25 protein-coding genes, 6 tRNA genes and 1 pseudogene are annotated in these 23,242 nt (G+C 71.3%); 20 read left to right on the forward strand and 12 right to left on the reverse strand.

All coding sequences use genetic code 11. The features are described from left to right. The first annotated feature begins 1 nt into the window (after position 1). Positions 2-820: a TrmH family RNA methyltransferase gene (locus AC07DA_RS29040; protein WP_479131179.1), complete on the forward strand. Its 819-nt coding sequence runs from the start codon at positions 2-4 to the stop codon at positions 818-820. An 89-nt stretch (positions 821-909) separates the two neighbouring features. Beyond that, on the forward strand, positions 910-1,389 hold the full coding sequence (locus tag AC07DA_RS29045) for a hypothetical protein (RefSeq protein ID WP_479131181.1): 480 nt from the start codon (positions 910-912) through the stop codon (positions 1,387-1,389). 66 nt (positions 1,390-1,455) lie between these two features. On the opposite strand, the gene AC07DA_RS29050 is transcribed toward AC07DA_RS29045, so the two are convergent. From AC07DA_RS29050 to AC07DA_RS29060, 3 genes are read right to left on the reverse strand one after another with little or no spacing between them, the layout of a single operon-like run. Continuing rightward, a complete protein-coding gene (locus tag AC07DA_RS29050; RefSeq protein WP_479131182.1) occupies positions 1,456-2,250 on the reverse strand; it encodes a MerR family transcriptional regulator in 795 nt (264 codons plus the stop codon). 15 nt (positions 2,251-2,265) lie between these two features. Beyond that, on the reverse strand, positions 2,266-3,027 hold the full coding sequence (locus tag AC07DA_RS29055) for an ABC transporter permease (protein ID WP_479131183.1): 762 nt from the start codon (positions 3,025-3,027) through the stop codon (positions 2,266-2,268). After that, complete coding sequence (locus AC07DA_RS29060) at positions 3,024-3,833, reverse strand: ABC transporter ATP-binding protein (protein ID WP_479131242.1); 810 nt, start codon at positions 3,831-3,833, stop codon at positions 3,024-3,026. Before AC07DA_RS29060 ends, AC07DA_RS29055 begins: the two co-directional genes overlap by 4 nt. Positions 3,834-4,059: 226 nt before the next feature. On the opposite strand from AC07DA_RS29060, the gene AC07DA_RS29065 reads away from it, so the two are divergent. Further along, on the forward strand, positions 4,060-4,392 hold the full coding sequence (locus tag AC07DA_RS29065; protein ID WP_479131243.1) for an NUDIX domain-containing protein: 333 nt from the start codon (positions 4,060-4,062) through the stop codon (positions 4,390-4,392). 19 nt (positions 4,393-4,411) lie between these two features. Here AC07DA_RS29065 and AC07DA_RS29070 read toward each other — a convergent pair whose 3' ends face one another. After that, entirely contained in the window at positions 4,412-5,866 is a 1,455-nt protein-coding gene (locus AC07DA_RS29070; RefSeq protein WP_479131184.1) for a serine/threonine-protein kinase, read from the reverse strand. Between the two features lie 195 nt (positions 5,867-6,061). On the opposite strand from AC07DA_RS29070, the gene AC07DA_RS29075 reads away from it, so the two are divergent. From AC07DA_RS29075 to AC07DA_RS29095, 5 genes and pseudogenes are all read left to right on the forward strand, one after another. Continuing rightward, the gene (locus AC07DA_RS29075; protein ID WP_086565650.1) at positions 6,062-6,301 is read left to right on the forward strand and encodes a hypothetical protein; all 240 of its coding nucleotides are present in this window, start codon (positions 6,062-6,064) and stop codon (positions 6,299-6,301) included. 234 nt (positions 6,302-6,535) lie between these two features. Next, positions 6,536-6,745: a hypothetical protein gene (locus AC07DA_RS29080; protein ID WP_369197422.1), complete on the forward strand. Its 210-nt coding sequence runs from the start codon at positions 6,536-6,538 to the stop codon at positions 6,743-6,745. Positions 6,746-7,042: 297 nt separating this feature from the next. Continuing rightward, positions 7,043-7,579, forward strand: a pseudogene (locus AC07DA_RS29085) (aminoglycoside phosphotransferase family protein); the annotation flags it as partial. Then, the gene (locus AC07DA_RS29090; protein WP_479131244.1) at positions 7,565-8,392 is read left to right on the forward strand and encodes a phosphotransferase family protein; all 828 of its coding nucleotides are present in this window, start codon (positions 7,565-7,567) and stop codon (positions 8,390-8,392) included. The pseudogene AC07DA_RS29085 and the gene AC07DA_RS29090, both read left to right, overlap by 15 nt. A gap of 79 nt (positions 8,393-8,471) precedes the next feature. Next, entirely contained in the window at positions 8,472-8,765 is a 294-nt protein-coding gene (locus AC07DA_RS29095; RefSeq protein ID WP_479131185.1) for a TFIIB-type zinc ribbon-containing protein, read from the forward strand. 58 nt (positions 8,766-8,823) lie between these two features. Here AC07DA_RS29095 and AC07DA_RS29100 read toward each other — a convergent pair. The 5 genes from AC07DA_RS29100 to AC07DA_RS29120 all read right to left on the reverse strand — a co-directional run bounded on the left by AC07DA_RS29100 (position 8,824) and on the right by AC07DA_RS29120 (position 9,293). Further along, positions 8,824-8,895: transfer RNA gene (locus tag AC07DA_RS29100), tRNA-Val, on the reverse strand. Positions 8,896-8,938: 43 nt separating this feature from the next. After that, a tRNA-Val gene (locus AC07DA_RS29105) sits at positions 8,939-9,010 on the reverse strand. 26 nt (positions 9,011-9,036) lie between these two features. Next, a tRNA-Val gene (locus AC07DA_RS29110) sits at positions 9,037-9,108 on the reverse strand. Position 9,109: 1 nt separating this feature from the next. Beyond that, positions 9,110-9,183, reverse strand: a tRNA-Cys gene (locus AC07DA_RS29115). Between the two features lie 37 nt (positions 9,184-9,220). Next, positions 9,221-9,293: transfer RNA gene (locus AC07DA_RS29120), tRNA-Gly, on the reverse strand. 178 nt (positions 9,294-9,471) lie between these two features. On the opposite strand from AC07DA_RS29120, the gene AC07DA_RS29125 reads away from it, so the two are divergent. Genes AC07DA_RS29125 through AC07DA_RS29135 form a run of 3 tightly spaced genes read left to right on the forward strand, consistent with a single transcriptional unit; the run spans position 9,472 to position 12,213 of the window. Then, on the forward strand, positions 9,472-10,515 hold the full coding sequence (locus tag AC07DA_RS29125; protein WP_479131186.1) for a chorismate-binding protein: 1,044 nt from the start codon (positions 9,472-9,474) through the stop codon (positions 10,513-10,515). Continuing rightward, the gene (locus AC07DA_RS29130) at positions 10,512-11,333 is read left to right on the forward strand and encodes an aminotransferase class IV (protein ID WP_479131187.1); all 822 of its coding nucleotides are present in this window, start codon (positions 10,512-10,514) and stop codon (positions 11,331-11,333) included. The genes AC07DA_RS29125 and AC07DA_RS29130 overlap by 4 nt, the downstream gene beginning before the upstream one ends. Before the next feature lie 55 nt (positions 11,334-11,388). After that, positions 11,389-12,213 (forward strand): GNAT family N-acetyltransferase, encoded by an 825-nt coding sequence (locus tag AC07DA_RS29135; protein ID WP_479131188.1) that lies wholly within the window; start codon positions 11,389-11,391, stop codon positions 12,211-12,213. 33 nt (positions 12,214-12,246) lie between these two features. Here the strand turns inward: AC07DA_RS29135 and AC07DA_RS29140 are convergent, their stop codons facing one another. Then, the gene (locus AC07DA_RS29140; RefSeq protein WP_479131189.1) at positions 12,247-12,759 is read right to left on the reverse strand and encodes a DsbA family protein; all 513 of its coding nucleotides are present in this window, start codon (positions 12,757-12,759) and stop codon (positions 12,247-12,249) included. 177 nt (positions 12,760-12,936) lie between these two features. Here AC07DA_RS29140 and AC07DA_RS29145 point away from each other — a divergent pair, with 177 nt between their 5' ends. Further along, the gene (locus tag AC07DA_RS29145; protein WP_479131245.1) at positions 12,937-13,377 is read left to right on the forward strand and encodes a hypothetical protein; all 441 of its coding nucleotides are present in this window, start codon (positions 12,937-12,939) and stop codon (positions 13,375-13,377) included. 150 nt (positions 13,378-13,527) lie between these two features. Continuing rightward, on the forward strand, positions 13,528-13,704 hold the full coding sequence (locus AC07DA_RS29150) for a hypothetical protein (protein WP_479131190.1): 177 nt from the start codon (positions 13,528-13,530) through the stop codon (positions 13,702-13,704). Between the two features lie 72 nt (positions 13,705-13,776). Here AC07DA_RS29150 and AC07DA_RS29155 read toward each other — a convergent pair whose 3' ends face one another. Continuing rightward, positions 13,777-14,337, reverse strand: a complete 561-nt coding sequence (locus tag AC07DA_RS29155) for a CGNR zinc finger domain-containing protein (protein ID WP_479131191.1) — start codon at positions 14,335-14,337, stop codon at positions 13,777-13,779. Between the two features lie 285 nt (positions 14,338-14,622). Then, the gene (locus AC07DA_RS29160) at positions 14,623-15,036 is read right to left on the reverse strand and encodes an SsgA family sporulation/cell division regulator (protein WP_004002642.1); all 414 of its coding nucleotides are present in this window, start codon (positions 15,034-15,036) and stop codon (positions 14,623-14,625) included. Positions 15,037-15,227: 191 nt separating this feature from the next. Here AC07DA_RS29160 and AC07DA_RS29165 point away from each other — a divergent pair, with 191 nt between their 5' ends. The 7 genes from AC07DA_RS29165 to AC07DA_RS29195 all read left to right on the forward strand — a co-directional run bounded on the left by AC07DA_RS29165 (position 15,228) and on the right by AC07DA_RS29195 (position 23,239). Beyond that, a complete protein-coding gene (locus AC07DA_RS29165) occupies positions 15,228-15,686 on the forward strand; it encodes a TIGR02611 family protein (RefSeq protein WP_479131193.1) in 459 nt (152 codons plus the stop codon). Between the two features lie 75 nt (positions 15,687-15,761). Beyond that, positions 15,762-15,833, forward strand: a tRNA-Val gene (locus tag AC07DA_RS29170). Positions 15,834-16,583: 750 nt separating this feature from the next. Next, a complete protein-coding gene (locus tag AC07DA_RS29175) occupies positions 16,584-17,873 on the forward strand; it encodes an ABC transporter substrate-binding protein (RefSeq protein ID WP_479131194.1) in 1,290 nt (429 codons plus the stop codon). After that, positions 17,873-18,874, forward strand: coding sequence for a carbohydrate ABC transporter permease (locus AC07DA_RS29180; RefSeq protein ID WP_479131195.1), 1,002 nt, complete (start codon positions 17,873-17,875; stop codon positions 18,872-18,874). The genes AC07DA_RS29175 and AC07DA_RS29180 overlap by 1 nt, the downstream gene beginning before the upstream one ends. Continuing rightward, positions 18,871-19,752, forward strand: a complete 882-nt coding sequence (locus AC07DA_RS29185) for a carbohydrate ABC transporter permease (RefSeq protein WP_479131196.1) — start codon at positions 18,871-18,873, stop codon at positions 19,750-19,752. The genes AC07DA_RS29180 and AC07DA_RS29185 overlap by 4 nt, the downstream gene beginning before the upstream one ends. A gap of 7 nt (positions 19,753-19,759) precedes the next feature. Continuing rightward, complete coding sequence (locus AC07DA_RS29190; protein WP_479131197.1) at positions 19,760-20,389, forward strand: hypothetical protein; 630 nt, start codon at positions 19,760-19,762, stop codon at positions 20,387-20,389. Between the two features lie 114 nt (positions 20,390-20,503). Then, positions 20,504-23,239 carry an exo-rhamnogalacturonan lyase family protein gene (locus AC07DA_RS29195; protein WP_479131198.1) on the forward strand — a complete coding sequence of 912 codons (2,736 nt, stop codon included), beginning with the start codon at positions 20,504-20,506 and terminating at the stop codon, positions 23,237-23,239. Positions 23,240-23,242 lie beyond the last annotated feature (3 nt).

The raw sequence follows: 23,242 nt of genomic DNA on the forward strand, positions 1-23,242 counted from the left end.
TGTGGCCGATCTCATCACCGTCGAGGATCCCGACGACCCGCGCCTGCGCGATTACACCGGCCTGACCGACGTGGAGCTGCGCCGCAAGCGCGAACCCGCCGAGGGCCTGTTCATCGCCGAGGGCGAGAAGGTCATCAGAAGGGCCAAGGAGGCGGGCTACGAGATGCGGTCCATGCTGCTCTCGGCCAAGTGGGTCGACGTCATGCGCGACGTCATCGACGAGCTCCCCGCCCCGGTCTACGCCGTCAGCCCCGAGCTCGCCGAGCAGGTCACCGGCTACCACGTGCACCGCGGCGCCCTCGCCTCCATGCAGCGCAAGCCCCTGCCCACGGCGGCCGACCTGCTGCGGAGAGCCCGCCGCGTCGTCGTCATGGAGTCGGTCAACGACCACACCAACATCGGCGCGATCTTCCGTTCCGCGGCCGCCCTCGGCATGGACGCGGTCCTGCTCTCCCCGGACTGCGCCGACCCGCTCTACCGCCGCAGCGTGAAGGTCTCCATGGGCGCGGTCTTCTCCGTGCCGTACGCCCGGCTCGACACCTGGCCCAAGGGCCTGGACTCGGTCCGCGAGGCGGGGTTCACGCTCCTCGCCCTGACCCCCGACGAGAAGGCCCGCTCCCTCGACGAGGCCGCCCCGCACACCATGGACCGCGTGGCCCTCATGCTCGGTGCCGAGGGCGACGGCCTGTCCACGCAGGCCCTGGTCGCCGCCGACGAGTGGGTCCGCATCCCCATGTCCCACGGTGTGGACTCCCTCAACGTGGGCGCGGCGGCCGCCGTCGCCTTCTACGCCGTGGCCACCGGCCGCCCCCGGGTCTAGGGCCTGTCTGACAATTCCAAGTGTGCGATGCCTGTAGAAGCTGGCGTCGCACATACGCTGACCAGCAAGGATGCTGCGGTCGGTGTGGCGTGGAGACCAGCTCCAACCCGGCTACCCGTCTGGTTCTCGCCTTGGTCGCCCTCCACGCAGCAAGCGGCACCGACCTGCGCGACCTCGTCCTCTCCGACGTTCTGCTCACCCGACGGCAACTTTTGATCCGCCGCCCCCACGGCCGTCACGTCGTCCACCTCGACGACACCTCAGCTGACCTGCTGCATGCCTGGCTCCGCTACCGCCATCAGCGTTGGCCACGCACCGTCAACGCGCACCTCCTGGTCACTCAACAGACCGCCAGCGCGACCGATGCTGTCTGCGCGGACTACGTCTACAGGCGCTTCGATCCCGCCGGTCTGACTCTGCGCGCAGTTCGCGCCGACAGAATCCTGGATGAGGCCCGCGAGACCGAAGATCCCGTCCACCTCGTCCGTGTCTTCGCAATCTCCGTCACCACTGCCATGAAGTACATCCACGCTGCTCACCCCCACCGCGCCAGCCCTGTTTCTCACTGAGGCAGACGGCCGCCCCGGGAAGCACGTGCACCCCCAATAGGGTCACTCCAGGACCCTGACCTGCCTTCATGATGGCGGCAGCTCAGTACTGAGTCTCTCGGCAGGCACTCGCTCGATGCGGGTCCAGCCCCTCCAGCCTCGCTCCTCCAGGATTGCCAACAGCCGCGCGGCCTGCGGTGAGGACTCGACCATGGTTGAGTCCAGCAGGTCGACGAACTGGTCGTCGATGCCGTCGTCGGCACCCACATCGCCGGCCTCCACGGCGCGAATCATCAAGCGCTCCATGATGTCGGCGACCTCGACGATCCGCGGGTCGTCGGCCGGCCAGTCGAGTGCCCCGCTGAGAAGGCTGTAGAGCTTCACCATTTCGGGGTCGTCCAGTTCCTCGTGCTTCTTGGTGATCACGGCGTCGATCGAGTGCGGTACCTGGGCGGCGATCATGATCCAGGCGTCCCGCTCCATCTCGATGTACCGCTCCTCAACCCCAAGACCGCGCAGCCTGTCGAGGTAGTCCACGACGCTCTGCGGAAGCGCCAGGTGCTCTCCGGCGGCGAGCCGGGCGAGTCGGCTTCGAGTGCCCTGCAGCCGCCGGATCTCGGCGCGCAGGGCCTTGTCGATCTCCTGGACGCCGTCGGTGAAGTCCTCCGGGCCGGCGTCAAGGAGTTCCTGTACCCGGGCCAGCGGCACGCCTGCGTCTGCGAGGGTGCGGATCCGGATCAGTCGCACGACCGCGGCAGCGTCGTAGGTCCGGTATCCGGACCGGTCGCGCTCGGGCTCCGGCAGCAACCCGATCCGGTGGTAGTGACGTACCGCCCGCACCGTCACCCCGGCGTACGCCGCAAGCTGGCTGATGGTGAGCATGGGTCTCAGACTGCATCAGGCGATCTTCCGGCGATAGGCGGCCATCGCGAAGACGTACGCCACGACGAGGATGCCGACACACCACGCGAGGGCGGTCCAGATGTCGTCGCCGACCGGCCGCTGGGCGAACAGGCTGCGGATCGTGTTGACGATCGACGTCACCGGCTGATGTTCGGCGAACCAACGCACCGGGCCGGGCATCGTTTTTGTGGGCACGAACGCCGAACTGACGAACGGCAGGAAGATGAGCGGGTAGGCGAAGGCGCCAGCGCCCTCGACCGACGACGCAGAGAGCCCGGGAATCACGGCGAGCCAGGTCAACGCCAGGGTGAACAGGAGCAGGATGCCGGCGACCGCGAGCCATGCTGACACTCCCGCCCCTGAGCGGAAGCCCATGAGCACAGCGATGCCCACGACGAGCACGAGCGCGATCAGATTGGCGACCAAAGAGGTGACGACGTGGGCCCACAGCACACCCGACCGAGCGATCGGCATGGACTGGAATCGTTCGAAGATCCCGCTCTTCACATCGGTGAACAGCCGGTACGCCGTATATGAGATGCCCGAGGCGATGGTCATGAGCAGGATCCCGGGCAGCATGTAGTTCACATACGAAACCGACCCGGTATCAATCGCGCCGCCGAACACGTAGACGAACATCAACATCATGGCGACAGGCGTGATGGCGGTCGTGATGATGGTGTCCATGCTGCGTGTGACGTGACGCAGGGTCCGCACCGTGAGCGCGGCAGTGTCGTTGAAGAAGTGCGTGGTCATCCTCGTCCCCCAGTTGTCGTGCCAGTGACGTCGCTCTTGTCGCTGCCGCCGATGACTGCGAGGAAGATCTCCTCGAGAGTCGGCTGCTTCTCGACGTACTCGACCTTGGCGGGCGGGAAGAGCTGCTTGAGCTCGGCGAGGGTGCCGTTCACGATGATCCGACCCTGGTGGAGGATCGCGATCCGGTCGGCCAGCTGCTCGGCCTCGTCCAGGTACTGCGTGGTGAGCAGCACCGTCGTTCCGTGGCCGGCGAGCTCCTTGACCGCATCCCACACCTCGATGCGCGCCTCGGGGTCAAGACCGGCCGTCGGCTCGTCCAGGAAAATCACCGGCGAATTCCCGATGAGGCTCATCGCAATGTCCAGCCGGCGGCGCATCCCACCCGAATACGTGGACACTCGCCGCGCGCCCGCCTCGCTCAGCGAAAATCGCCTCAGCAGATCATCCGCAGTCACGCCATGGTCCTTGAGGTGGCGCAGCCTGGCGACGAGAGCGAGGTTCTCCCGACCGCTGAGGATCTCGTCGACGGCCGCGAACTGCCCGGTGAGACTAATGGACTCCCGCACGTTCGCCGCTTGTGTGGCGACGTCGAAGCCATTGACGCTCGCCGCCCCCGCGTCGGCTTTCAGGAGCGTGGCGAGGATCCTCACGGTCGTGGTCTTGCCCGCCCCGTTGGAACCGAGCAGGGCGAGGATGCTGCCCGGCGCCACGTCGAAGTCCACACCGCGCAGCACTTCGAGCTTCCCGTACGACTTCTTGAGACCTTGCACGCGAATCGCCGGACCGGTGATCGATTGGACTGTCATGGTCATCTGCCTCCTTCGCGGAGCTGTTCCAGGCGACTGCGCGGAAGCTCCTCCCGGAAGGATGGAGGGTTGACCCAGCGTCAAGGTCAAGCCCGTTCCGACCACGGCACTCAGATCGCCGACCGCCCAGACACACTGCAGCGCTGACGGGGCGCTCGCCCCGCGCTCGTTCGGCCGCGAACCCGCCATACTCATAGCTGTCGGTGAACCACTCACGCGTCGGTTCCTGCGACTCACCGGCCAGAAATCGACGAACCCGCCTGCTTCGCTCAGCGGCAAGGTCGAACCGGGCGAGACCCAGGAGCAGGCGGTCGTCCGGGAGGCCCGCGAGGAGGTCGGCCTCACCGTCGTCCCGCAGGCCAAGGTCTGGGAGTCGGAGACCGACGACCACCGCTTCCGCCTCCACTGGTGGACCGCCCGCGCGGACACGGGGGAGGTGGTCCCGGACCCGGACGAGGTGGCCGACGCCCGCTGGGTCACCCCGGAGGAGTTCCTGGCCCTGGACCCGGTCTTCGACGCGGACCGCGAGTTCTTCGAGCGGATCCTGCCGGGAAGGTGAGGCCCGGCGGGCCCGGGTGCTACGGCTCGAACCCGCGCGGACCGGAGTCCCGCTCCACGTGCTCCTGCCGCACGCCCGTCCCGTCGCCGCCCAGTCCGCGGGCCGGGCCCTGGCAGCCCTGCACCAGGGCGATGCCGACCGCCACCAGCAGCGTGACCACGACGAACACGAAGAGCCGCTGGCGCAGCAGCCGCGGATTGGCGGGCCGCAGCCCGGTCCCCGTGTTCCTGGCCGGGCGCCCGGTGCCGCTGTGCGGGGCGGGCCGGCTGCCGCTGCCCGGCCGCGTCCCGTTGCGCCCGGTGGGCGTCGGCCGCGCACCCGGGCGCGACGGGCTGCCGCCGCGCGGGGCACCGCCACCGCGCACCGGGGTCCGGCTCCGCCGGTCGCCGCCCGACGGCCGGTTCCCGGTGCCGGGGGCCCGGGACGCGCCCCGCGCGCCGGACCCGCCCTGGGACGCCGGGCCGCCGTCCGGCGACCCGCCCGCGTCCCGCACCGGGGCGGCACCCCGTGGTGGGGGAGTGCCCCGGCCGCGCTGCCCCCCGGACGTCCCCGGTCCCGGCCGGCCCCGGCCGCGGTCGGGATAGGTGTCGGCGGGCCGCTCGGACTCGCCGCCACGCGGCGCGGGCGGCCGGACACCGGCGAGGTCCTGGGACTCGCGGGCCGCGATCTCCTTGAGCCGCAGCGACAGTTGGAGCGTGCTGGGCCGCTCCTCGGGGTCCTTCGCCAGGCAGGCCCGGATCAGCGGGGCCAGCGCGTCGGGCACCCCGTGCAGCTGCGGTTCCTCGTGCACCACGCGGTACAGCATCACCTCGGAACTGCCGTGTCCGAAGGGCGAGTCGCCCATCGAGCAGTACGCGAGGGTGGCGCCGAGCGAGAACACGTCCGTCGCCGGCGTGACGGCGGCCCCGCGCACCTGCTCCGGTGCGAGGAACCCCGGCGAGCCGACGGCCGTGCCGACGTGGGTCAGCGTCGAGGCGCCGGTCGCCCAGGCGATGCCGAAGTCGATGATCCGCGGCCCCTTCGGGGACAGCAGGATGTTGGACGGCTTCAGGTCCCGGTGCACGACCCCGGCCTCGTGCACCGCCACCAGCCCCTCCGACAGGGCGGCCCCGACGGCGGCGACGTCGGCCGCGGCGAGCGGCCCCTCGGCGGCGACCTTGTCGTGCAGGGACGGGCCGGGCACGTACTGCGTGGCGAACCAGGGCCGGTCCGCGTCGAGGTCGGCGGCCACGAGCCGGGCCGTGCACCCGCCGCGGATCCGTCTGGCCGCCGAGACCTCACGGGCGAACCGCGAGCGGAACTCCTGGTCCTCCGCGAGATCGGGCCGGATGACCTTGAGCGCGACCCGCTGCCCCTTCTTGTCGGAGCCCAGGTAGACCACGCCCATCCCGCCCGCGCCCAGCCGTCTGTGAAGCTTGAACGAGCCGACGACGCGCGGGTCCTCGCGCCTCAGGCGCATCATCGCCATGTTCATCCCCGCTGCCCGGTCCTGTGACGAGCCACAGCTTACGTTTCCACGGCCGCCCGCGCGCAGAGGCCGCGCCCTCTCACCGTGATGGATTGTCAGTGGTGGGTGGGAGACTTGAAAGGTGGTCAGGGAGGGCGCGGGGAGGTGGACTTCGCGCCGTGGGTGACCCCAACCACCTGTCGCGGAAGGGGGATTGGTCCTGTGAAGGGTGACCGTGTGGAGATAGTCGTGGATGCCGGGGACACGACGCGCACGTACGAGGTGGTGGCGAGCCGGGCCGGACGCAGGGTGGAGACGGCGGTACGCCGAGGTGTCGTGGAAGTGAGCGAAGTCACGCGTACCGGGGCAGTCGTACGCACGGCGCGGTTCATGGCGAACCGGGTGCTCGCGCTGGTGGAGCAACCGGTTCCGCGCGAGGAGAGCTCGGACAAAGCAGGGTGATACCGGCGTCCCGTCGGGGAAGACCCTGAGACGCGGGTCCGCGTCTCCACCCAGGGGAGTACATCGCAGGTGGCGGCTCATCCTCGGGGAGGCCCGGCAATCGGTACGAGGGCATGACGCCCGGGAGGGGCGGCGCGCCTAGATTTGAGGTCAAGCGGCGGGTGCAGCACTCGTCCCCCGAGGTCAGACACCCGCCGCTGTCAACGACAACAGAGCACGGTCAGGAGAGGGACCATGGCCCACACGGCAGCGCGGACGCTGATCCGCGAGGAGGGACGCAAGGCCTACGCCGCCGCGTTCCGCCCCCGCCGCCAGGGCCGTCGCCACCCCGTGGTGGCGACGCTGATGGCCCTTCCCCTGGCGGTCCTGCTCCTCCTCGTCTTCGACGGGTGGGAGACAGTGGCCACACAGGCGTCGTCCGTGGGAGAGATGCTGGGGCGCTGAGCGGCGACCCCAGGCCCGGAAGAGCGGTCCGGGCGGGGACATCGACCCATGAAACCCCGTGGGGACGGGGGTGCGGCGGACGGCACAGATGCCGGCGCAGCTGGGGAGCTGCGCCGGCATTGCTGTTCCCCGGCGGGAGCGCTCACCCCCTGCGGACCGGGGAGCCGCCGACCCGCGACGGCACCGGTACGGTTCGCCGCACTACGCCGTGGCGCCGAGCCGCGCGCCCACCCGCCCCGGACACGGACGCCGAGCACGCGAGCACCCACCCGGGTGACCCGGGCGTACCCTCACCGCGTGACACCCGCTCCGGACCGGCTCATACCCGCCCTCACCGCCGAGGCCCGGGCCACCGCACACGCCCGCCCCGCACCCTGCCCCTGCGGCGCCGCCACCCTCGCGGACCGCCCCGACGGCACCGTTGTACGCCACGGCGACACGGTCGCCAAGGCGCACCCCCCGGGCACCGACGCCACCGAGCTGACCCGCCGCCTCGCGGTGGCCGCGCACCATCCCCGCCTCCTCCTGCCCCCACTCGCCCCGGTCCCCCTCGACCTGCACGGCCGCCTCGTCACGCTCTGGCCCTACGGCACCCCCGTCGATCCGCACGACCCCGACGCCGCCCCCTGGGAAGCCGCCGCCACCCTCCTCGCCCGCCTGCACCGCACCCCGGCCCCCGAGCACCTGCCGCCCATGCGCGGCCCCGCCAAGGCGGCCGCCGCCGTCGCCCGGCTCCGCGCGACAGCCACCCCACGCCCCACTTCCGTCCCGCACCCCGCGCCCGCTTCGGCTCCGGGCCCCTTGCCCGCTTCGGCCCCCCTGCCCACTTGCCACCCGGGCTCCCCTTCGACCCCGCCTTGCGAGGCAACCCCGCGCCCCGCGTGCGCCCCGAGCCCCGCGCGCCCCGCTTCGGCCCCGCATGCCGCGGCGGCCCCGGGCCTCGCTTCGCCCCTGCACGCCGAGGTCGCCCCGAGCCCCGCTTGCCTCCCGAGCCTCACGGCGGCCCCGGGCTCCGTTTCGGCCCTCACTTCGCCCTCGCACATCGAGGCCGGCCCGATCCCCCCTTGCGCCCGGACCTCCCCTTGCGCCCCGAGCCCCGCTTCCGCCCCGAGCCCCACTTCCGTCCCGGGCCCCGCTTCGCCCCCCGCTTCAAGCCCGCACCCCGCGGCCGCCCCCGTCCTGCGGGCCTGGGCCAGCCTCCCGGCCTGGGCCCGGGCCGAGGCCCCCATGCCCGGAGCCACCACCCTCTGTCACGGGGACCTCCACCTCGGCCAGCTCCTGCGCCACCCCGCCCCCGACGGCCCCTGGCTGCTGATCGACGTGGACGACCTCGGCGTGGGCGTCCCGGCCTGGGACCTCGCCCGCCCCGCCGCCTGGTACGCCTGCGGCCTGCTCCCGCCGGACGCCTGGGCCCGTTTCCTCGCCGCCTATCGAGCGGCGGGCGGCCCGGCCGTGCCCGCTGACGGCGACCCCTGGCCCGTTCTGGACGTGCCTGCCCGTGCCCTCACCGTGCAGACCGCGGCCCGGGCCGTCACCAAGGCGGTCGCGGCCGGGCGGCCCCTGGACGCGGTGGAGCAGGCGGTCGTGGACGCCTGCGACCGGATGCCCGCCGTCCCGCCGCAGTTGGCGCGGAACCGCGCGACGTAGGGTGCAACCGACCACGGCCGGACGGAGTCTGTCCCGGCGAGACGCGAAGCAGGACCGACCGGCGAGGAGTTGAACGACCATGCAGTGTCCGAAGTGCCGAGCGCCGATGCACACGTACAACCGCAACGGCGTCCAGATCGAGCAGTGCAGCGGCTGCCGGGGGATCTTCCTCGACTACGGCGAGCTGGAGTCGCTGACCCGGCTGGAGGCCCAGTGGTCCCAGCCGGCCCCGCCACCCCCGCCGCAGGCCTACCCGGCCCCTGCGGCCCCGGCCTGGGGCGCCCCGCACGGCGGCCACGGCGGTCACGGCCACCACGGCCACCACGGTCACCACCGCCACAAGAGCTTCGGACACATGCTGTTCTCGTCCTGAACCCATGAGCACACGACAGAGCCCCCGGCCGCGAACGGCCGGGGGCTCCGGTGTGACGTGGACGATACTGGGATTGAACCAGTGACCTCTTCCGTGTCAGGGAAGCGCTCTCCCGCTGAGCTAATCGTCCTCGGGGTCATGGCCACTGTGAGCAGCGGACCATGGGCACTGCGTGCGCGATACTGGGATTGAACCAGTGACCTCTTCCGTGTCAGGGAAGCGCTCTCCCGCTGAGCTAATCGCGCGGGTACGGATCTTCGAGGAGATCCAGTGGACGATACTGGGATTGAACCAGTGACCTCTTCCGTGTCAGGGAAGCGCTCTCCCGCTGAGCTAATCGTCCTTGGAGGTGGAGACGGGATTTGAACCCGTGTAGACGGCTTTGCAGGCCGTTGCCTCGCCTCTCGGCCACTCCACCAGGAGTGTAGGGGACCGGGAAGCCCCCTGTTCCTTCGAGCGGACGACGAGGCTCGAACTCGCGACCTCAACCTTGGCAAGGTTGCGCTCTACCAACTGAGCTACGTCCGCTTGTCGTTTCGGCCCGCTCTCGCGGCCCGGCGACGTGTTGAACTCTAGCGGATTCCGGTGCCAGTACAAAAACGCGTTTGCGCAGCGTGCTGCGCCTGCCCTGCTCAGGGGCGTCGGCGCGGCCCCGGAGGGGGCATCCGCCGGTCACCCGCCGGACACCCGCCATAGACTCGACTGCGTGCTCGACCTCCCTCCTCTCGCCCGTTTCGGCGACCGCGTCGCCACCGGGCTCATCGACGTCACCGACGACCCCGAAGCACTGGAGTCCAGCGGTTTCTGGGCGGTCTGCGCCGACTTCGAGGGCCGTCTGACCTGCGCCCGCTTCGCGGAGGTGCGCACGGCCGAGGTGCCCGCGCCCGCGCCGGGCGCCTGGCACGGCCCGGCGGCCGGTGACTGGACGTCCTCACTCGACCGCGCCGGGTACACGACCGCGGTCCGGCGGATCCGCGAGCACATCGCGGCCGGGGAGGTCTACCAGGCCAACCTGTGCCGGGTGCTGTCCGCGCCCGTCGCACCCGGCGCCGACGTCGACGCCCTCACCGCGCTGCTGGCCCGCGGCAACCCGGCCCCCTACGCAGGAACGATCCGCCTGCCCGGGCACGGGGTGGAGATCGCCACCGCGTCCCCCGAGCTGTTCCTGCGCCGCGCCGGACGGGTCGTCGAGTCCGGGCCGATCAAGGGCACCGGCCGGACCGAGGCGGACCTGCTGGAGAAGGACTACGCCGAGAACGTGATGATCGTGGACCTCGTCCGCAACGACATCGGGCGGGTCTGCGCCACGGGCAGCGTGACCGTGCCCGACCTGTGCGCCGTGGAGAAGCACCCGGGTCTGGTGCATCTGGTGTCGACGGTCCGCGGTGAGCTGGCGGACAAAGCCGGCTGGGCCGAGCTGCTCGGCGCCGCCTTCCCGCCCGGCTCGGTCACCGGCGCGCCCAAGTCCAGTGCCCTGCGGATCATCGACGCCCTGGAGACGGCGCCCCGCGGGCCGTACTGCGGGGGCATCGGCTGGGTCGACGCCGACCGGAAGGCCGGTGCGCTGGCCGTCGGCATCCGTACCTTCTGGATCGACCGGGCCGCGGGCATGCTGCGCTTCGGCACCGGCGCGGGCATCACCTGGGGATCCGACCCCGAGGGGGAGTGGCGGGAGACCGAGCTGAAGGCGGCCCGGCTGCTCGCGATAGCGTCGGGCGCGTACGAGGTGAGTGGAGAGGACCTGACGTGAAGATCTGGCTCGACGGCGGGCTGCAGGACATCGAGTCCGCCCGCGTCTCCGTCTTCGACCACGGACTGACCGTGGGCGACGGCATCTTCGAGACGGTGAAGGCCGTGGACGGCCGGGCGTTCGCGCTCACCCGGCACCTCGACCGGCTCACCCGCTCCGCGCGCGGCCTCGGTCTGCCCGACCCGGACCACGACGAGGTGCGCCGCGCCTGTGCCGCCGTCCTCCAGGCGAACCCGGTGCCGCTCGGCCGCCTCCGCATCACCTACACCGGCGGCCACGGCCCGCTCGGCTCCGACCGCGGCGACCACGGCCCGACCCTTGTCGTCGCCCTCGGCGAGACGACCCGCCGCCCCGACTCCACCGCCGTGATCACGGTCCCCTGGACCCGCAACGAGCGCGGCGCGCTGACCGGCCTGAAGACCACCTCGTACGCGGAGAACGTCGTCGCGCTGGCCCGCGCCCGGGAACAGGGCGCCTCCGAGGCCCTGTTCGGCAACACGGTGGGGCAGCTCTGCGAGGGCACCGGGTCGAACGTCTTCGTCGTCCTCGACGGCGAGATCCACACCCCGCCGCTCGCCTCGGGCTGTCTCGCGGGCATCACGCGCGCGCTCGCGATCGAGTGGACCGGGGCGAAGGAGACCGACCTGCCGCTGGACGTCCTGCGGCGGGCCGACGAGATCTTCCTGACGTCCACGCTGCGCGACGTGCAGGCCGTGCGCCGGGTCGACGGCCGGGAACTGCCCGGGGCGCCGGGTCCGGTCACCGCGAAGGCCATGCGTATCTTCGAGGAGCGGTCCGGCAACGACCTCGATCCCTGACCGCCCGCGTCTATCGGGCTGAACCGGGCCCGTGGTTGCGGGTAGAACACCCCTGATGACCACGACCCTGCGGCCGACCGAGCCGCTTCAGCAGAACGTCGACGGGACGCGTTCGCGCCGCTACCAGGTGTGCGTGAACGGCCGTCCCGTAGGGGCGGTACACCTCGGCACGCATCCCGTGTTCGGCGAGGCGGTGGCCCGCATCATGAAGCTCCGCATCGAGGAGCCGGACCGGGGGCGCGGCCGGGGCACGGTGGCCGCGCTCGCCGCGGAGGAGGTGGCGCGCGGCTGGGGGTGCCGCCGGATCGAGGCCACGGTCCCGGGGGAGTCCGAGCCCGCGCTGCGGTTCGCCACGGCGCTCGGATACGTCGTGCGCAACCGCGGCATGGAGAAGCGGCTCGGCGACGCCCCGCCCGGGCTGCCGTCCGGCAGCCGGGCCCGGCCCATGACCGAGGCGGAGTTCGGGCCCTGGCTGGCGAAGGGCAAGGAGGACTACGCCCGAAGCTGGATCGACCGGGGCGTTCCGGAAGCCGAGGCCCGGGCCAAGTCGGAGCGGGACCACGCCACGCTGCTGCCCGAGGGCCTCGCCAGCCCCGGCATGCTCATCAGCGTCGTCGAACACCTGGGGACACCGGTGGGCACGCTGTGGCTGGCGGTGCGCGAGGAAGACGCCTTCGTCTTCGACGTCGAGACGGACGCCGCCCACCGGGGCGAGGGGCACGGCCGCACCCTGATGCTGCTGGCCGAGGCCCAGACGATCGCCGAGGGCAGGCGCGTCCTCGGCCTCAACGTCTTCACGGGCAACACCCCGGCCGAACGGCTCTACGCGTCCCTCGGCTACGAGACGACGCGGTACGCCGTGTACAAGCCACTGCTGTAGCGGCCCGGGGGGGCCGGAGCCGGGGAGGGCTGATCAGTGCCCCGGCCCGGCCAGCAGCCGGTCCGCGATCTCCTCGATGCGCTCGCGCAGGCCTTCCTGGCTCCTGCCCCCGTCGAGCCGCTCACCGCCGATGACGTACGTGGGGGTGCCGGTCACGCCGATGGCCTTGCCCTCGGCCTGGTCGGCGTCCACGACCAGGATGTGCCGGCCGTCGACCAGCGCGGTGTCGAACTCCTCGGCGTCCAGGCCCAGTTCCCGGGCCACCTCCACCAGGAAGGGCTCGCCCTTGCGGCCCAGTTCCTCGACCCGGCCCAGCAGGGTCTCCACGTAACGCCACCCCTGTCCCTGCTCCCACGCCTCCTCCGCGGCCTGGGCGGCGGCGAAGGCGTGCCTGTTCTTCTCCAGGGGGAAGTGCCGCAGCCGCGGTTCGAGGCGGTCGCCGTAGCGGTCGCGCAGGGCACGCAGGTCGTCCAGCGCGGTGCGGCAGTCCGGGCACTGCAGGTCGCACCAGATCTCGAGAACGGGGGCGGGGGAGGAGTCGCTCATGCCCACAGTCTTCCAGCAGGGGCGGCCACGGGTGCAGCCCGGACCGGCACCTGGGGAGGAGGAGACCCGGAGATGTCCCTGATGTCCGGCCGCAGCATGGCCCGCCGGGGTGTGCCGGGTGCAGGATGGGAGGAGACGAAGTGCCCGCGCCCGACCGCGCCACGCCTGGAGGACCGGATGATTGCCGAGACCGTCTGCTCCGCCGTCTCCGCGGCGGGCCTGGGCATCGCGGCCGTCACGGCGTACCGCCGGCGCTTCCTCGCGGCGGTCCGTGTCGCGGCCTACTCGCTGGTGCCGGTCGGGCTGGTGATGACGGGGATCGTCGAATGGCTGGCCGACACGGCCTTCAGCCCGGCGGCCTGGGCCGGTTTCGGCGTGCTGGGCCTCGCGTGGGTGCTGTTCACGACCACACGCCTCGTGGAGCGCCGACGCGGCGGCACGCGCAAGGAGCGCCGGGCGGCGGCCCGCGCGGCGAACCGCCCCGACGCGGTGGCCCCGGGGGCCTCGGCGCCCTCCCTCGGCCAGGGCTCGCGGCCGGCGGCCCGGCCCGCGGCGGCGTCCCGAGGGGACGACGACTTCAGCGACATCGAGGCCATCCTCAAGAAGCACGGCATCTGAGGCCCGCGCCGGCCGGATCGTCACAGTGGGTCCGCGAGCGCGCGGAAGTGATCACAACCTGCACCGGACCTCACGCAATCGACGCACTCCCGTACGGAACGAGGCCGCCGATCGCGTCCGGCCCGGCGGCTGGGTCATCATCGCCGCGAGATGCTGGACACGACGAAACAGAGCGACCCCGCCGCGCCGCGGGACGAGCCCCGCCCCCCACGGGACGAACCACGTGGTTGCCTCTTCGCCCTTTCCCAGCCACCGCTGATGATCTTCCTTGCGGTGATCGGGTGTCTGCTGCTCATGGCCTCGTTGCACGATCTGCTGCTGCTGTGAGCCGTACCCGCGGTACCCGGCGTCACCCGCCGGGACCGCGTCGGCACCGACGTCTCGTCGGCGGCCGGGCGCTCAGCCGGCCGCCTCCTTGCGGCGGGCCCGGTAGGCGGCCACGTGCAGCCGGTTCCCGCAGGTGCGGCTGTCGCAGTAGCGGCGGGAGCGGTTGCGGGACAGGTCGACGAAGGCCCGCCGGCAGTCGGGCGCCTCGCAGCGCCGCAGGCGCTCCTGCTCCCCGGCGACCACGAAGAACGCCAGCGCCATCCCGCAGTCGGCGGCCAGGTGGTCGGCGACGGACGCGCCGGGCGCGAAGTAGTGGACGTGCCAGTCGTAGCCGTCGTGGTCGGTGAGCCGGGGGGTGGTGCCGGCGGCGGCGACCAGCTCGTTGATCAGGCCGGCGGCGGTCCGGGCGTCGGCGGCGGCGAAGACGGAGGCGAACCGGCCGCGGATCTCGCGCACCGCGGACAGGTCGAGCTCCGAGAGCACGCCGACATCGCTGATCTCGTGGTTGCGCACGAACTCCGCGAGGGTCGCCACGTCCGGCAGGCCGTCGGCCGCCGTGTCGTCCTCCGGCGCGGTGTTCACCAGATCGACCACGGTGTCGAGGGCGCACCGGGTGTCATGGGTGATCAGCACGATTCGCTCCCTGGCCTGGGGGTCGGGCGGGCGCCCGTCGGTGGGGGCCGATGCTAACGGCTCCGCATCCGCCGGACCGCCCTCGCGCCCGCACCTGGCTTCGCGTACAACGCCGGCGGGGCCGCCGTGGTTCCCGAGCGGCCCCGGCGCCCCTGGCGCGACGCGGACCGGCGCCGCCCCGCGTGCTCCGCGGTGGCCGGCGCCGGTGTATCCCGTATGCGGTTGTCCGAGCCCGAGCCGTCTCCCCGAGTCGACGGCGCCGGGCGGCTTCGTGAGGGCCTCGACCTAGCTTTCCGCCAGGATGTGCGACAGCTCCTGATCCAGGTCGAAGTGCCGGTGTTCCGTGCCGGGAGGCACGGCGGCGTCGGTGCGCTTCAGGAAGGACTCCAGGGCCCGCGCCGGGGCCTCGAGCAGGGCCTCGCCCTCCGGAGAGCTCAGGGCGATGCACACGACGCCCTGACCGTGACTGCGCGACGGCCAGACGCGGACGTCGCCGGTGCCCGTGGGGCGGTGAAGTCCCTCGGCGAGGAGGTCGCGGGCGAACACCCACTCGACGGTCTCCTCGGCTCCGGTGTGGAAGGTGGCGTGCACGGCGTAGGGGTCGGCCGTGTCGTACCGCAGGCCTGCGGGGACAGGCAGGGAGGACTCGCTCGACACAACGAGGCGCAGGTGCAGCTCGCAGCTGACCGTGGTGTTCATAAGCGCCAGGGCCTTTCGCTCAGTGTGCGCTCGGGGATTCGCACGTCGGCGAAATCGACATGCCACCTACGGTGCCGTTGTAAACCCCTCTGAGTGTTTTGCGTGCCTTTACGTAACTCTTCCGGCCGAGAGATCGTTCGCGTCGTGCGTCCATTCCGGTGACCGGTTTCGCTCGGGTAGTGTTTGGCCGTATGAATACGGGGAGTGACGAGCCGGGCGAGGTGGCCGTGGCATCGAACGAGACGGGGACGGACGAGGCGCACGGCGAGCCGCACCGGGGGCTCGGCTCGCGGGCGCCGGAATTCGTCAAGGCGCGTCGGCTGCTGCACATGAGCTGGCAGGTCGGCGTCTTCATCATCGGGCTCGCGGTCGTCGTCGCGGGCATCATCATGCTGCCCCTGCCCGGGCCGGGCTGGGTCGTGATCTTCGGCGGCATGGCGATCTGGGCGACCGAGTTCGTGTGGGCGCAGCTGGTGCTCCGCTGGACCAAGCGGAAGGTCACCGAGGCGGCACAGCGCGCCCTCGATCCCAAAGTGCGGCGCCGCAACATCATCCTGACGAGCATCGGGCTGGTCATCGTGGCCGTGCTGGTCGGCGTCTACGTCTGGAAGTTCGGCATCGTCATGCCGTGGAAGATCGAGAACCAGTGAGCCGTGCCGGGGGTGCCGGCCCTCACCGATGGTCACAGGCACCCCCTGACATGGGGTAATGTTCTTCCTGCGTCCGGGCGATTAGCTCAGTGGGAGAGCGCTTCGTTCACACCGAAGAGGTCACTGGTTCGAACCCAGTATCGCCCACCCGGAACGGCGGCCCACCTGCGATGAAGCGGGTGGGCCGCCGTCGTTGTGGACGGGCGGGCGCCGCGGGGCGCGGGGGCGGCGCCTGATGGTCGCCGTGTCGTCCCGCTCCCCGCGGGGTCCCCCGAGGGCTCCCAGGGTGCCGCGGCTTGAGTTCCGGCGGGCGGCGGACCGTGGATGCTCGGCGCCGGTCGGCCCGGACGGGTGCTCGGCGGCCCGGCCGGTCGGGCGGCGAGCACGGCCCTGGCCTCCTCGGGCCCGTGCGGCGGCTGCTGCGCCCCCTTTCGCGGCATCGCCCGCCTCCGCGTCGGCGTGCGGGGCCGGGGCCCGGGGCGCGCGACATCGGACACCGCCCCCCTCGCCGGGCCGCGGCCGCGGTCCACAAGATCCGCAGGTCCGCCCCCCTTCGGTCACGCTCCGTCCCTCGCCGCGCGGCACCCTCCGTCTGGCCGGAAACAGACAGCGCTCGCCACTCGGCTCCCGCCACCGCGCCGTCGTCTTTCGGTCGCCCGCGCGACCCGTCCGGCCGGTCCCGCCGCGTTCGCCCCGTCGGCCGCACCCACCGCACCGGCGACGTATCCGTACGGCGCACCCGCTCCCGCCGCCTCGCCCGGCCCCGCGCCCGGTGCCTTCGGTGAGAAATTCTTGTCCGAATCATTGACGCACCATCGGCCCCTCCGTAACTTGTGCCAGCAAGCGCTTACTTGAAACGATTCATGCGAGCGGGGCAACGTGCGGGGAGGTCCAACCGTGGTGAGCGGCAGGAATGTTGAGAGGCGAACGATTCTGAAGGCGGCCGGGGCCACGGCGGCGACGCTGGGGCTGGCGGCGGCCACCGGCTGCGGTGGTGACGGAGGGGCGTCCGCCGACGGGACGGTGACGATCCGTTACGCGTGGTGGGGTGCGGAGGACCGCGCCCAGAGAATCAAGAAGACGATCGCGCTCTTCGAGAAGAAGTACCCGAAGATCAAGGTGAAAACGGACTTCCAGCCTTATCTCGACTTCTGGAAGAAGTTCAACACGCAGGCCTCCGGCGGAAATCCGCCGGACGTCTTCCAGAATGCCATCGGGTTCCTCCGCAAATACGACGCGAAGAACGTCCTGCTCGACCTCGGTGAGCAGGTCGAGGCCGGCCACCTCCGGATGGAGGGATTCCGGGCGGGACTGGAGAAGTTCGGCGAGATCGACGGCAAGCTCCTCGGCGTTCCGGTCGGTTCCAACTCCATGGCCCTGGTCATCGACAAGCCCGTCTACACCAAGGCCGGCGTCAAGCCCGAGCAGGGCTGGACCTGGGACGACTTCGAAGCGGGCATGAAGAGGATCCGCGACAGGACGGGCCGCGCCGGCGACAGCGGCATGTACGGGACCATGTACCTCTACGACCTGTACCTGCGCCAGAACGGCAAGGCGTTCTTCACCGAGGACGGACTCGGCTTCACCGAGGCGGACCTGACGGACTGGTGGACGAAGGCCAGGAAGGGTGTGGAGGAGGGGCTGTACTCCGACCCCGGGAAGGTCGCCCAGATCAAGCCCAAGTCGGCGCTCGCCGCGGAGCTCTCCGGCGGCGAGTTCACCTGGGACAACTTCACCGTCCGCTACAGCGCCGAGGGCAAGAGCGAGTACGCCCTGGCGCCGATCCCCACCACGGACGGCAAGAGGACGGGCCAGTACCTCGGCTCGCTCATGCTGAGCGCCTCCCGGCGCACCCAGCACCCGAAGGAGGTCGCCCAGTTCATCGACTTCATGGTGCACGACCCCGAGGTCGCCAAGATCATGGGCTACGACCGCGGCGTGCCCGCCACGCAGGCGCAGTTCGACGCCTACCAGCCCACCGACGAGGTCAACAAGGCGATCGCGGCTTACGAGGAGTCCCTCGTGGAGGCCGGTGTCCTGGAGCCCATCACGCCGCACCCGAACGGCGCGGACATCTGTGAGTCGGCGTTCCTGCGCATCGCCGAGGAGCTCGGCCTGGGCAAGCGGTCGGTGGACGAAGCCGTCAAGCAGTTCTTCACCGAGTCGAAGACGGCTCTCGGCACCTGATGGGAACCACCGTGACACACGCCCCTGCGACGGAGGACCTCACCCGGGACTCCGAGCCGCGGCACGGTCCGGTGAAACCCGCGCGCCCCGCCGCCCTCAAGCGGCGGCGGCGCCGGGAGAACCTGGCCGGCTATCTCTTCATGTCCCCGTGGATCGCCGGGTTCCTGCTGCTGACGGCGGGCCCGATGGTCGCCTCGCTCTACTTCGCGTTCACCGACTACAACCTGTTCGACCCGCCCAAGTGGATCGGCCTCGACAACTTCTCCGAGATGTTCGGCGACCCGCGCTGGCGCCACTCGGTGCAGGTGACGCTGTGGTACGTGGTCGTGGGCACGCCGCTCAAACTGCTCGCGGCCCTCGGGGTGGCGCTGCTCCTCGCCCAGAAGCGGCGCGGGCAGGCCTTCTACCGGGCGGCGTTCTACGCCCCGTCGCTGATCGGCGCGAGCGTGTCCGTCGCGATCGTGTGGCGGGCGATCTTCTCGGACGACGCGGTCGTCGACCGGACGCAGAAGCTGTTCGGCGTCGACGTGGGCGGCTGGACCGGCGACCCGGACATGATCATCTACGCCCTGGTGGCGCTCACCGTCTGGCAGTTCGGCGCCCCCATGGTCATCTTCCTCGCCGGCCTGAAGCAGGTCCCGCGGGAGCTGTACGAGGCGGCCGAGGTCGACGGGGCCGGCACGCTGCGGCGGTTCTGGAACATCACCCTGCCGATGATCTCGCCGGTCCTCTTCTTCAACGTCCTGCTGGAGACGATCCACTCCTTCCAGATCTTCAGCTCGGCGTACATCGTCGGCGGCGGCGCCGGGGGCAGCGCCTGCGGCCCGGCCGACGGTTCGATGGTCTACACCTGCTACCTCTACGTCCAGGGCTTCGAGAACAGCCGGATGGGCATGGCCTCGGCGATGGCCTGGCTGCTGCTGATCGCGGTCGCCCTGGTGACGGCGGTGCTGTTCTGGTCCCAGAAGCGCTGGGTGCACTACGAGGAGGGCGCCTCATGACGGCACCGGCCACCGACATCAAGCCCCCCGCGGGAGCGTTCCGCCGGAGGCTCCCCGGGTCCGTCGCCTGGCACATCGGGTCCCTGCTGATCCTCGCGGTGATCCTGTACCCGGTGGTCTGGGTCATCGGCGCCTCGTTCAAGAGGAGCGAGGACATCGTCGGCAGCCTGGACCTCTTCCCGGGCGACCCGATCACCTCGAACTACTCCCGGCTCAGTGAGGGCATCGCGGACATCCCCATCTCCACGTTCTTCCTCAACTCCCTGCTGCTCGGGGTGGGGTCCGTGGTGGGGATCCTGGTGTCCTGCTCGCTGACCGCCTACGCCTTCGCGAAGATCAGGTTCGCGGGACGGAACCTGCTGTTCACGCTGATGATCGGCACGCTCCTGCTGCCGTACCACGTGCTGCTGATCCCGCAGTACGTGCTGTTCCGCAACATGGAGATGATCAACACTTACACCCCGCTGCTGCTGGGGAAGTACCTGGCCACGGAGGCGTTCTTCGTCTTCCTGATGGTGCAGTTCATGCGCAACCTGCCCAGGGAGCTCGACGAGGCCGCCCGGCTCGACGGCTGCGGGCACGCGCGCATCTACTGGTCGATCGTGCTGCCCCTGTGCCGTCCGGCCCTGATCACCAGCGCGATCTTCACCTTCATCAACGCGTGGAACGACTTCATGGGCCCGCTGATCTACCTGAACGAGCCCGACAAGTACACGGTCTCGCTGGGGCTGAAGATGTTCGTGGACCAGGACGCCGTGGCCAACTACGGCGGCATGATCGCCATGTCGCTGGTCGCGCTGCTGCCGGTCCTCGCCTTCTTCCTCGCCTTCCAGCGCTATCTGATCGACGGCATGGCCACGTCGGGTCTGAAGGGCTGAGGCGAACATGGCCGGGACACGGTTGAGGACACGCGGTGCGAAGGCGCTCGCTCACGGGGCGTCCCCCGCTCGGACGGAGTCGAGGGCCTGGGCGGTGTTCGCGGTGTTCGCCGAGTGCCTGCTGACCGGCGTGTGGATCGCGGTGGCCTCGCTGGGCGTCGTGACGTACCCGGCGGCCTTCGCCGCCGGGGCGCGGCATCTCAGGCGCCGCACGGCCCACGAGGGCGGCGGTCTGCGCGAGTTCGTCGCCGACTTCCGGGCGGCCCTGCGCGGCGGATGGCTCGCCGGGCTCGCCGGGTGGGCGGCGCTGGCCGCGGTCTGCGTGGACGTGCGGGCGGTCCGCGCGGGCGTCCCCGGCGGGCCTCTGGTCGGGGCCCTCGGAGTCGTCGCGCTGATCGGGCTCGTCGTGGCCGGGCTGCGCGCGGCGGCGGTGTGGGAGCCGGGCGACCGCTGGCGGACGCTGCTCGCGCACGCGGGGCGGCGGACCGTGCTGGATCCGGCCGGGTCCTTCCTGATCGTCGCCGGGCTGGCCGTGGTGCCCGTGTCCGCCTGGTTCGCCACGCCGCTGGCGGTCCCCGTCCTCGGGGCCGTGGCGGCGGCGGCGGTCGCCGTGGAGAAGCGGTACCGGCACCGCTGACGACGGTTCCCGCGTTCGTCAGGCCGGCGCCCCGGGCGCCGCGCCTCTCTCTGTCATGCCCCTGCCCATCACACGGATTCGCTTCCGCACGGACGAGGAAAGGCAGCAACCCCTATGTCTCCCATCCCCCGCAGATCCCTGCTCAAGGCGGCCGCCGTCGCCGGAGCCGCCGCCCAGTTCAGCTGGACGCTGGGCACGCAGGACGCCCAGGCCGCGCCCGCGGCCGCGCCCGGCGACCCCGACCCGGTGGTCCTCGACTGGCTGGAGGACGGCGGCCTCGGCGCGGCCCCGGGCTCCACCGTCGGCGTCCCCTGGCCGAAGGGCGCGTACCGCGAGGACCAGACCTTCGCGCTCACGGACGCGGACGGCACGCCCGTACCCGTGCAGTCGTGGCCGATCGCCTACTGGCCCGACGGCTCCCTCAAGTGGACCGCCCACGCGGTCGGTTCGGGCGACGGCAAGCTCACCCTGCGGGCCGGCACCCCCGCCGCGCCCGAGAAGAAGGTCACCGTCGCCCGGCGCGGCGGCACCGTCGACGTATCGACCGGCGTCATCACCGTGCGGATCGGCACGTCCGGCTCCACGCTCGTCAAGTCGGTGACCCGCGGCGCGACGGAGATCGCCCGCAACGGCCGGCTGGTGATGATCCGCCAGCCGGAGTTCGAGGACGAGGACCAGGGCACGGTCAGGACCGAGCGCTTCGACGGAGCCATCTCCAGGGTCCAGGTCGAACAGGAGGGCCCCGTCCGGGCCGTCGTCCGCATCGACGGCAAGCACCGCAAGGGCGACCGCAGCTGGCTGCCGTTCTCCGTCCGGCTCTACTTCTACGCCGGTGCCGACTCCTTCCGCATGGTGCACACCATCACCTACGACGGCACCCAGAAGCCCGGCAAGGCGTCCGGCGACTTCATCCGCGGCCTCGGCGTCCGCTTCACCGTGCCGATGCGCGACGCGTCCTACGACCGCCACATCCGCATCGGCGGTGACGGCACCGGCCTGCTGCGCGAGGCCGTCAAGGGCGTCACCGGACTGCGCCGCGACCCGGGCGCCGCCGTGCAGGCCGCCCAGTACGAGGGGAAGAAGCTCCCCGACCCGGCCACCTGGGACCAGCGCGTCACCACCCGCCTGCAGTACATCCCCGAGTGGGGCGACTACACCCTCTCCCAGCTCTCGGCCGACGGCTTCACCCTGCGCAAGCGCACCAAGAAGGGCTACGGCTGGATCGGGGCGGGCGGCGGCCGGCGGGCCTCCGGCTTCGGGTACGTCGGCGGGGCGAGCGGCGGCCTCTCCTTCGGGCTGCGCGACTTCTGGGAGAAGTACCCCGCCCAGCTCGACATCCGCGACGCCCACACCGACGCCGCCGAGGTCACCCTCTGGCTCTGGTCGCCCGAGGCACAGCCCATGGACATGCGCTTCTACCACGACGGCATGGGCCAGGACACCTTCCCCGAGCAGCTCGAAGGCCTCAACATCACCTACGAGGACTACGAGCCCGAGTTCGGCACCCCCTACGGCATCGCCCGCACCTCCGAGCTGCTGTTCTGGGCCAACGCCTCGACCCCGGGCGCCGAGACGCTCGCCGAGCAGGTCGAGGCCGTCCGGGTCCTCCCGCAGCTCGCCGCCCCGCCGAAACAGCTCATCGAGGCGGGCGTCTTCGGCAAGGGCCTGTTCGCCGAACCCGACCGCTCCACCCCGGCCAAGGCGAAGATCGAGGACCACCTCGACTTCCTCTTCACCTACTACAAGGACCAGGTGGAGATGCGCCGGTGGTACGGCTTCTGGGACTACGGCGACATCATGCACACCTACGACACCGTCCGGCACCAGTGGCGCTACGACGTCGGCGGCTACGCCTGGGACAACTCCGAGCTGTCGCCGGACCTGTGGCTCTGGTACGCCTACCTGCGCTCCGGCCGGGCCGACGTCTTCCGCTTCGCCGAGGCCATGACCCGGCACACCGGCGAGGTCGACGTCTACCACCTCGGCAAGTGGGCGGGCCTCGGCACCCGGCACGGCGTGCAGCACTGGGCCGACAGCGCCAAGCAGCAGCGCATCGCCAACACCACCTACCGGCGCTACTACTACTTCCTCACGGCGGACGAACGCGTCGGCGACCTCATGCACGCCAACGTCGACTCCGACGAGACGTTCCTCGCCCTCGACCCGCTGCGCAAGATCCGCACCGAGCCCTACACGCCCGACCGGCACGCCCTGTCGATCGGCTTCGGCACCGACTGGAGCGGACTGGTCTCGGCCTGGCTGACCGAGTGGGAGCGCAAGGGCCCCAAGTGGGAGAAGGCCAAGGCGCGTGTCCTGTCCACGATGGAGACCATCGCCGCCCAGCCCAACGGATTCGTGCAGGGCAGCGGCCTGTACGACCTGGACACCGGCAGGTTCGCCGTGGCGGCGCAGCCCAAGGTGGAGGTCTCGCACCTGTCGGCCGTCTTCGGCCTCAACGAACTGTGCGCCGAGCTCATCGACCTCGTCGACATGCCGGAGTTCAAGGAGGCCTACCTCGACTACTGCCGCTACTTCAACGCCACCAAGGCCGAACAGGCGGCCCGCTACGGCAGCAACTTCGGCTCCCTGATCCTCTTCCAGGGCCACTCGCGCCTCGACGCGTACGCGGCCGTCCAGAGCGGCGACGAGAAGCTCGCCAAGCGCGCGTGGGACAAGTTCTACAACTCCGACGGCTACAAGGAGTCCGCGCCCTGGAGGACCGAGAAGCTCAGTGGGCCGCTCACGCTGGTGCCGGGCAGCGAGGCGCCGTGGGTCTCCACCAACGACACCTCGCTGTACGGCCTGGCCGCGATCGAGAACCTGGCCCTGCTCGGGGACAGGATGCCGTGACCG

The sequence above is a fragment of the Streptomyces sp. NPDC044921 genome, assembly GCF_056432865.1.

Excerpts from the sequence above, each read along its gene's own strand:
- AC07DA_RS29050 (WP_479131182.1), bottom strand. The coding sequence starts at position 2,250 with ATGCTCACCATCAGCCAGCTTGCGGCGTACGCCGGGGTGACGGTGCGG.
- AC07DA_RS29055 (WP_479131183.1), bottom strand. The coding sequence starts at position 3,027 with ATGACCACGCACTTCTTCAACGACACTGCCGCGCTCACGGTGCGGACC.
- AC07DA_RS29060 (WP_479131242.1), bottom strand. The coding sequence starts at position 3,833 with ATGACAGTCCAATCGATCACCGGTCCGGCGATTCGCGTGCAAGGTCTC.
- AC07DA_RS29070 (WP_479131184.1), bottom strand. The coding sequence starts at position 5,866 with ATGAACATGGCGATGATGCGCCTGAGGCGCGAGGACCCGCGCGTCGTC.
- AC07DA_RS29080 (WP_369197422.1), top strand. The coding sequence starts at position 6,536 with ATGGCCCACACGGCAGCGCGGACGCTGATCCGCGAGGAGGGACGCAAG.
- AC07DA_RS29095 (WP_479131185.1), top strand. The coding sequence starts at position 8,472 with ATGCAGTGTCCGAAGTGCCGAGCGCCGATGCACACGTACAACCGCAAC.
- AC07DA_RS29135 (WP_479131188.1), top strand. The coding sequence starts at position 11,389 with ATGACCACGACCCTGCGGCCGACCGAGCCGCTTCAGCAGAACGTCGAC.
- AC07DA_RS29140 (WP_479131189.1), bottom strand. The coding sequence starts at position 12,759 with ATGAGCGACTCCTCCCCCGCCCCCGTTCTCGAGATCTGGTGCGACCTG.
- AC07DA_RS29145 (WP_479131245.1), top strand. The coding sequence starts at position 12,937 with ATGATTGCCGAGACCGTCTGCTCCGCCGTCTCCGCGGCGGGCCTGGGC.
- AC07DA_RS29150 (WP_479131190.1), top strand. The coding sequence starts at position 13,528 with ATGCTGGACACGACGAAACAGAGCGACCCCGCCGCGCCGCGGGACGAG.
- AC07DA_RS29160 (WP_004002642.1), bottom strand. The coding sequence starts at position 15,036 with ATGAACACCACGGTCAGCTGCGAGCTGCACCTGCGCCTCGTTGTGTCG.
- AC07DA_RS29165 (WP_479131193.1), top strand. The coding sequence starts at position 15,228 with ATGAATACGGGGAGTGACGAGCCGGGCGAGGTGGCCGTGGCATCGAAC.
- AC07DA_RS29180 (WP_479131195.1), top strand. The coding sequence starts at position 17,873 with ATGGGAACCACCGTGACACACGCCCCTGCGACGGAGGACCTCACCCGG.
- AC07DA_RS29185 (WP_479131196.1), top strand. The coding sequence starts at position 18,871 with ATGACGGCACCGGCCACCGACATCAAGCCCCCCGCGGGAGCGTTCCGC.
- AC07DA_RS29190 (WP_479131197.1), top strand. The coding sequence starts at position 19,760 with ATGGCCGGGACACGGTTGAGGACACGCGGTGCGAAGGCGCTCGCTCAC.
- AC07DA_RS29195 (WP_479131198.1), top strand. The coding sequence starts at position 20,504 with ATGTCTCCCATCCCCCGCAGATCCCTGCTCAAGGCGGCCGCCGTCGCC.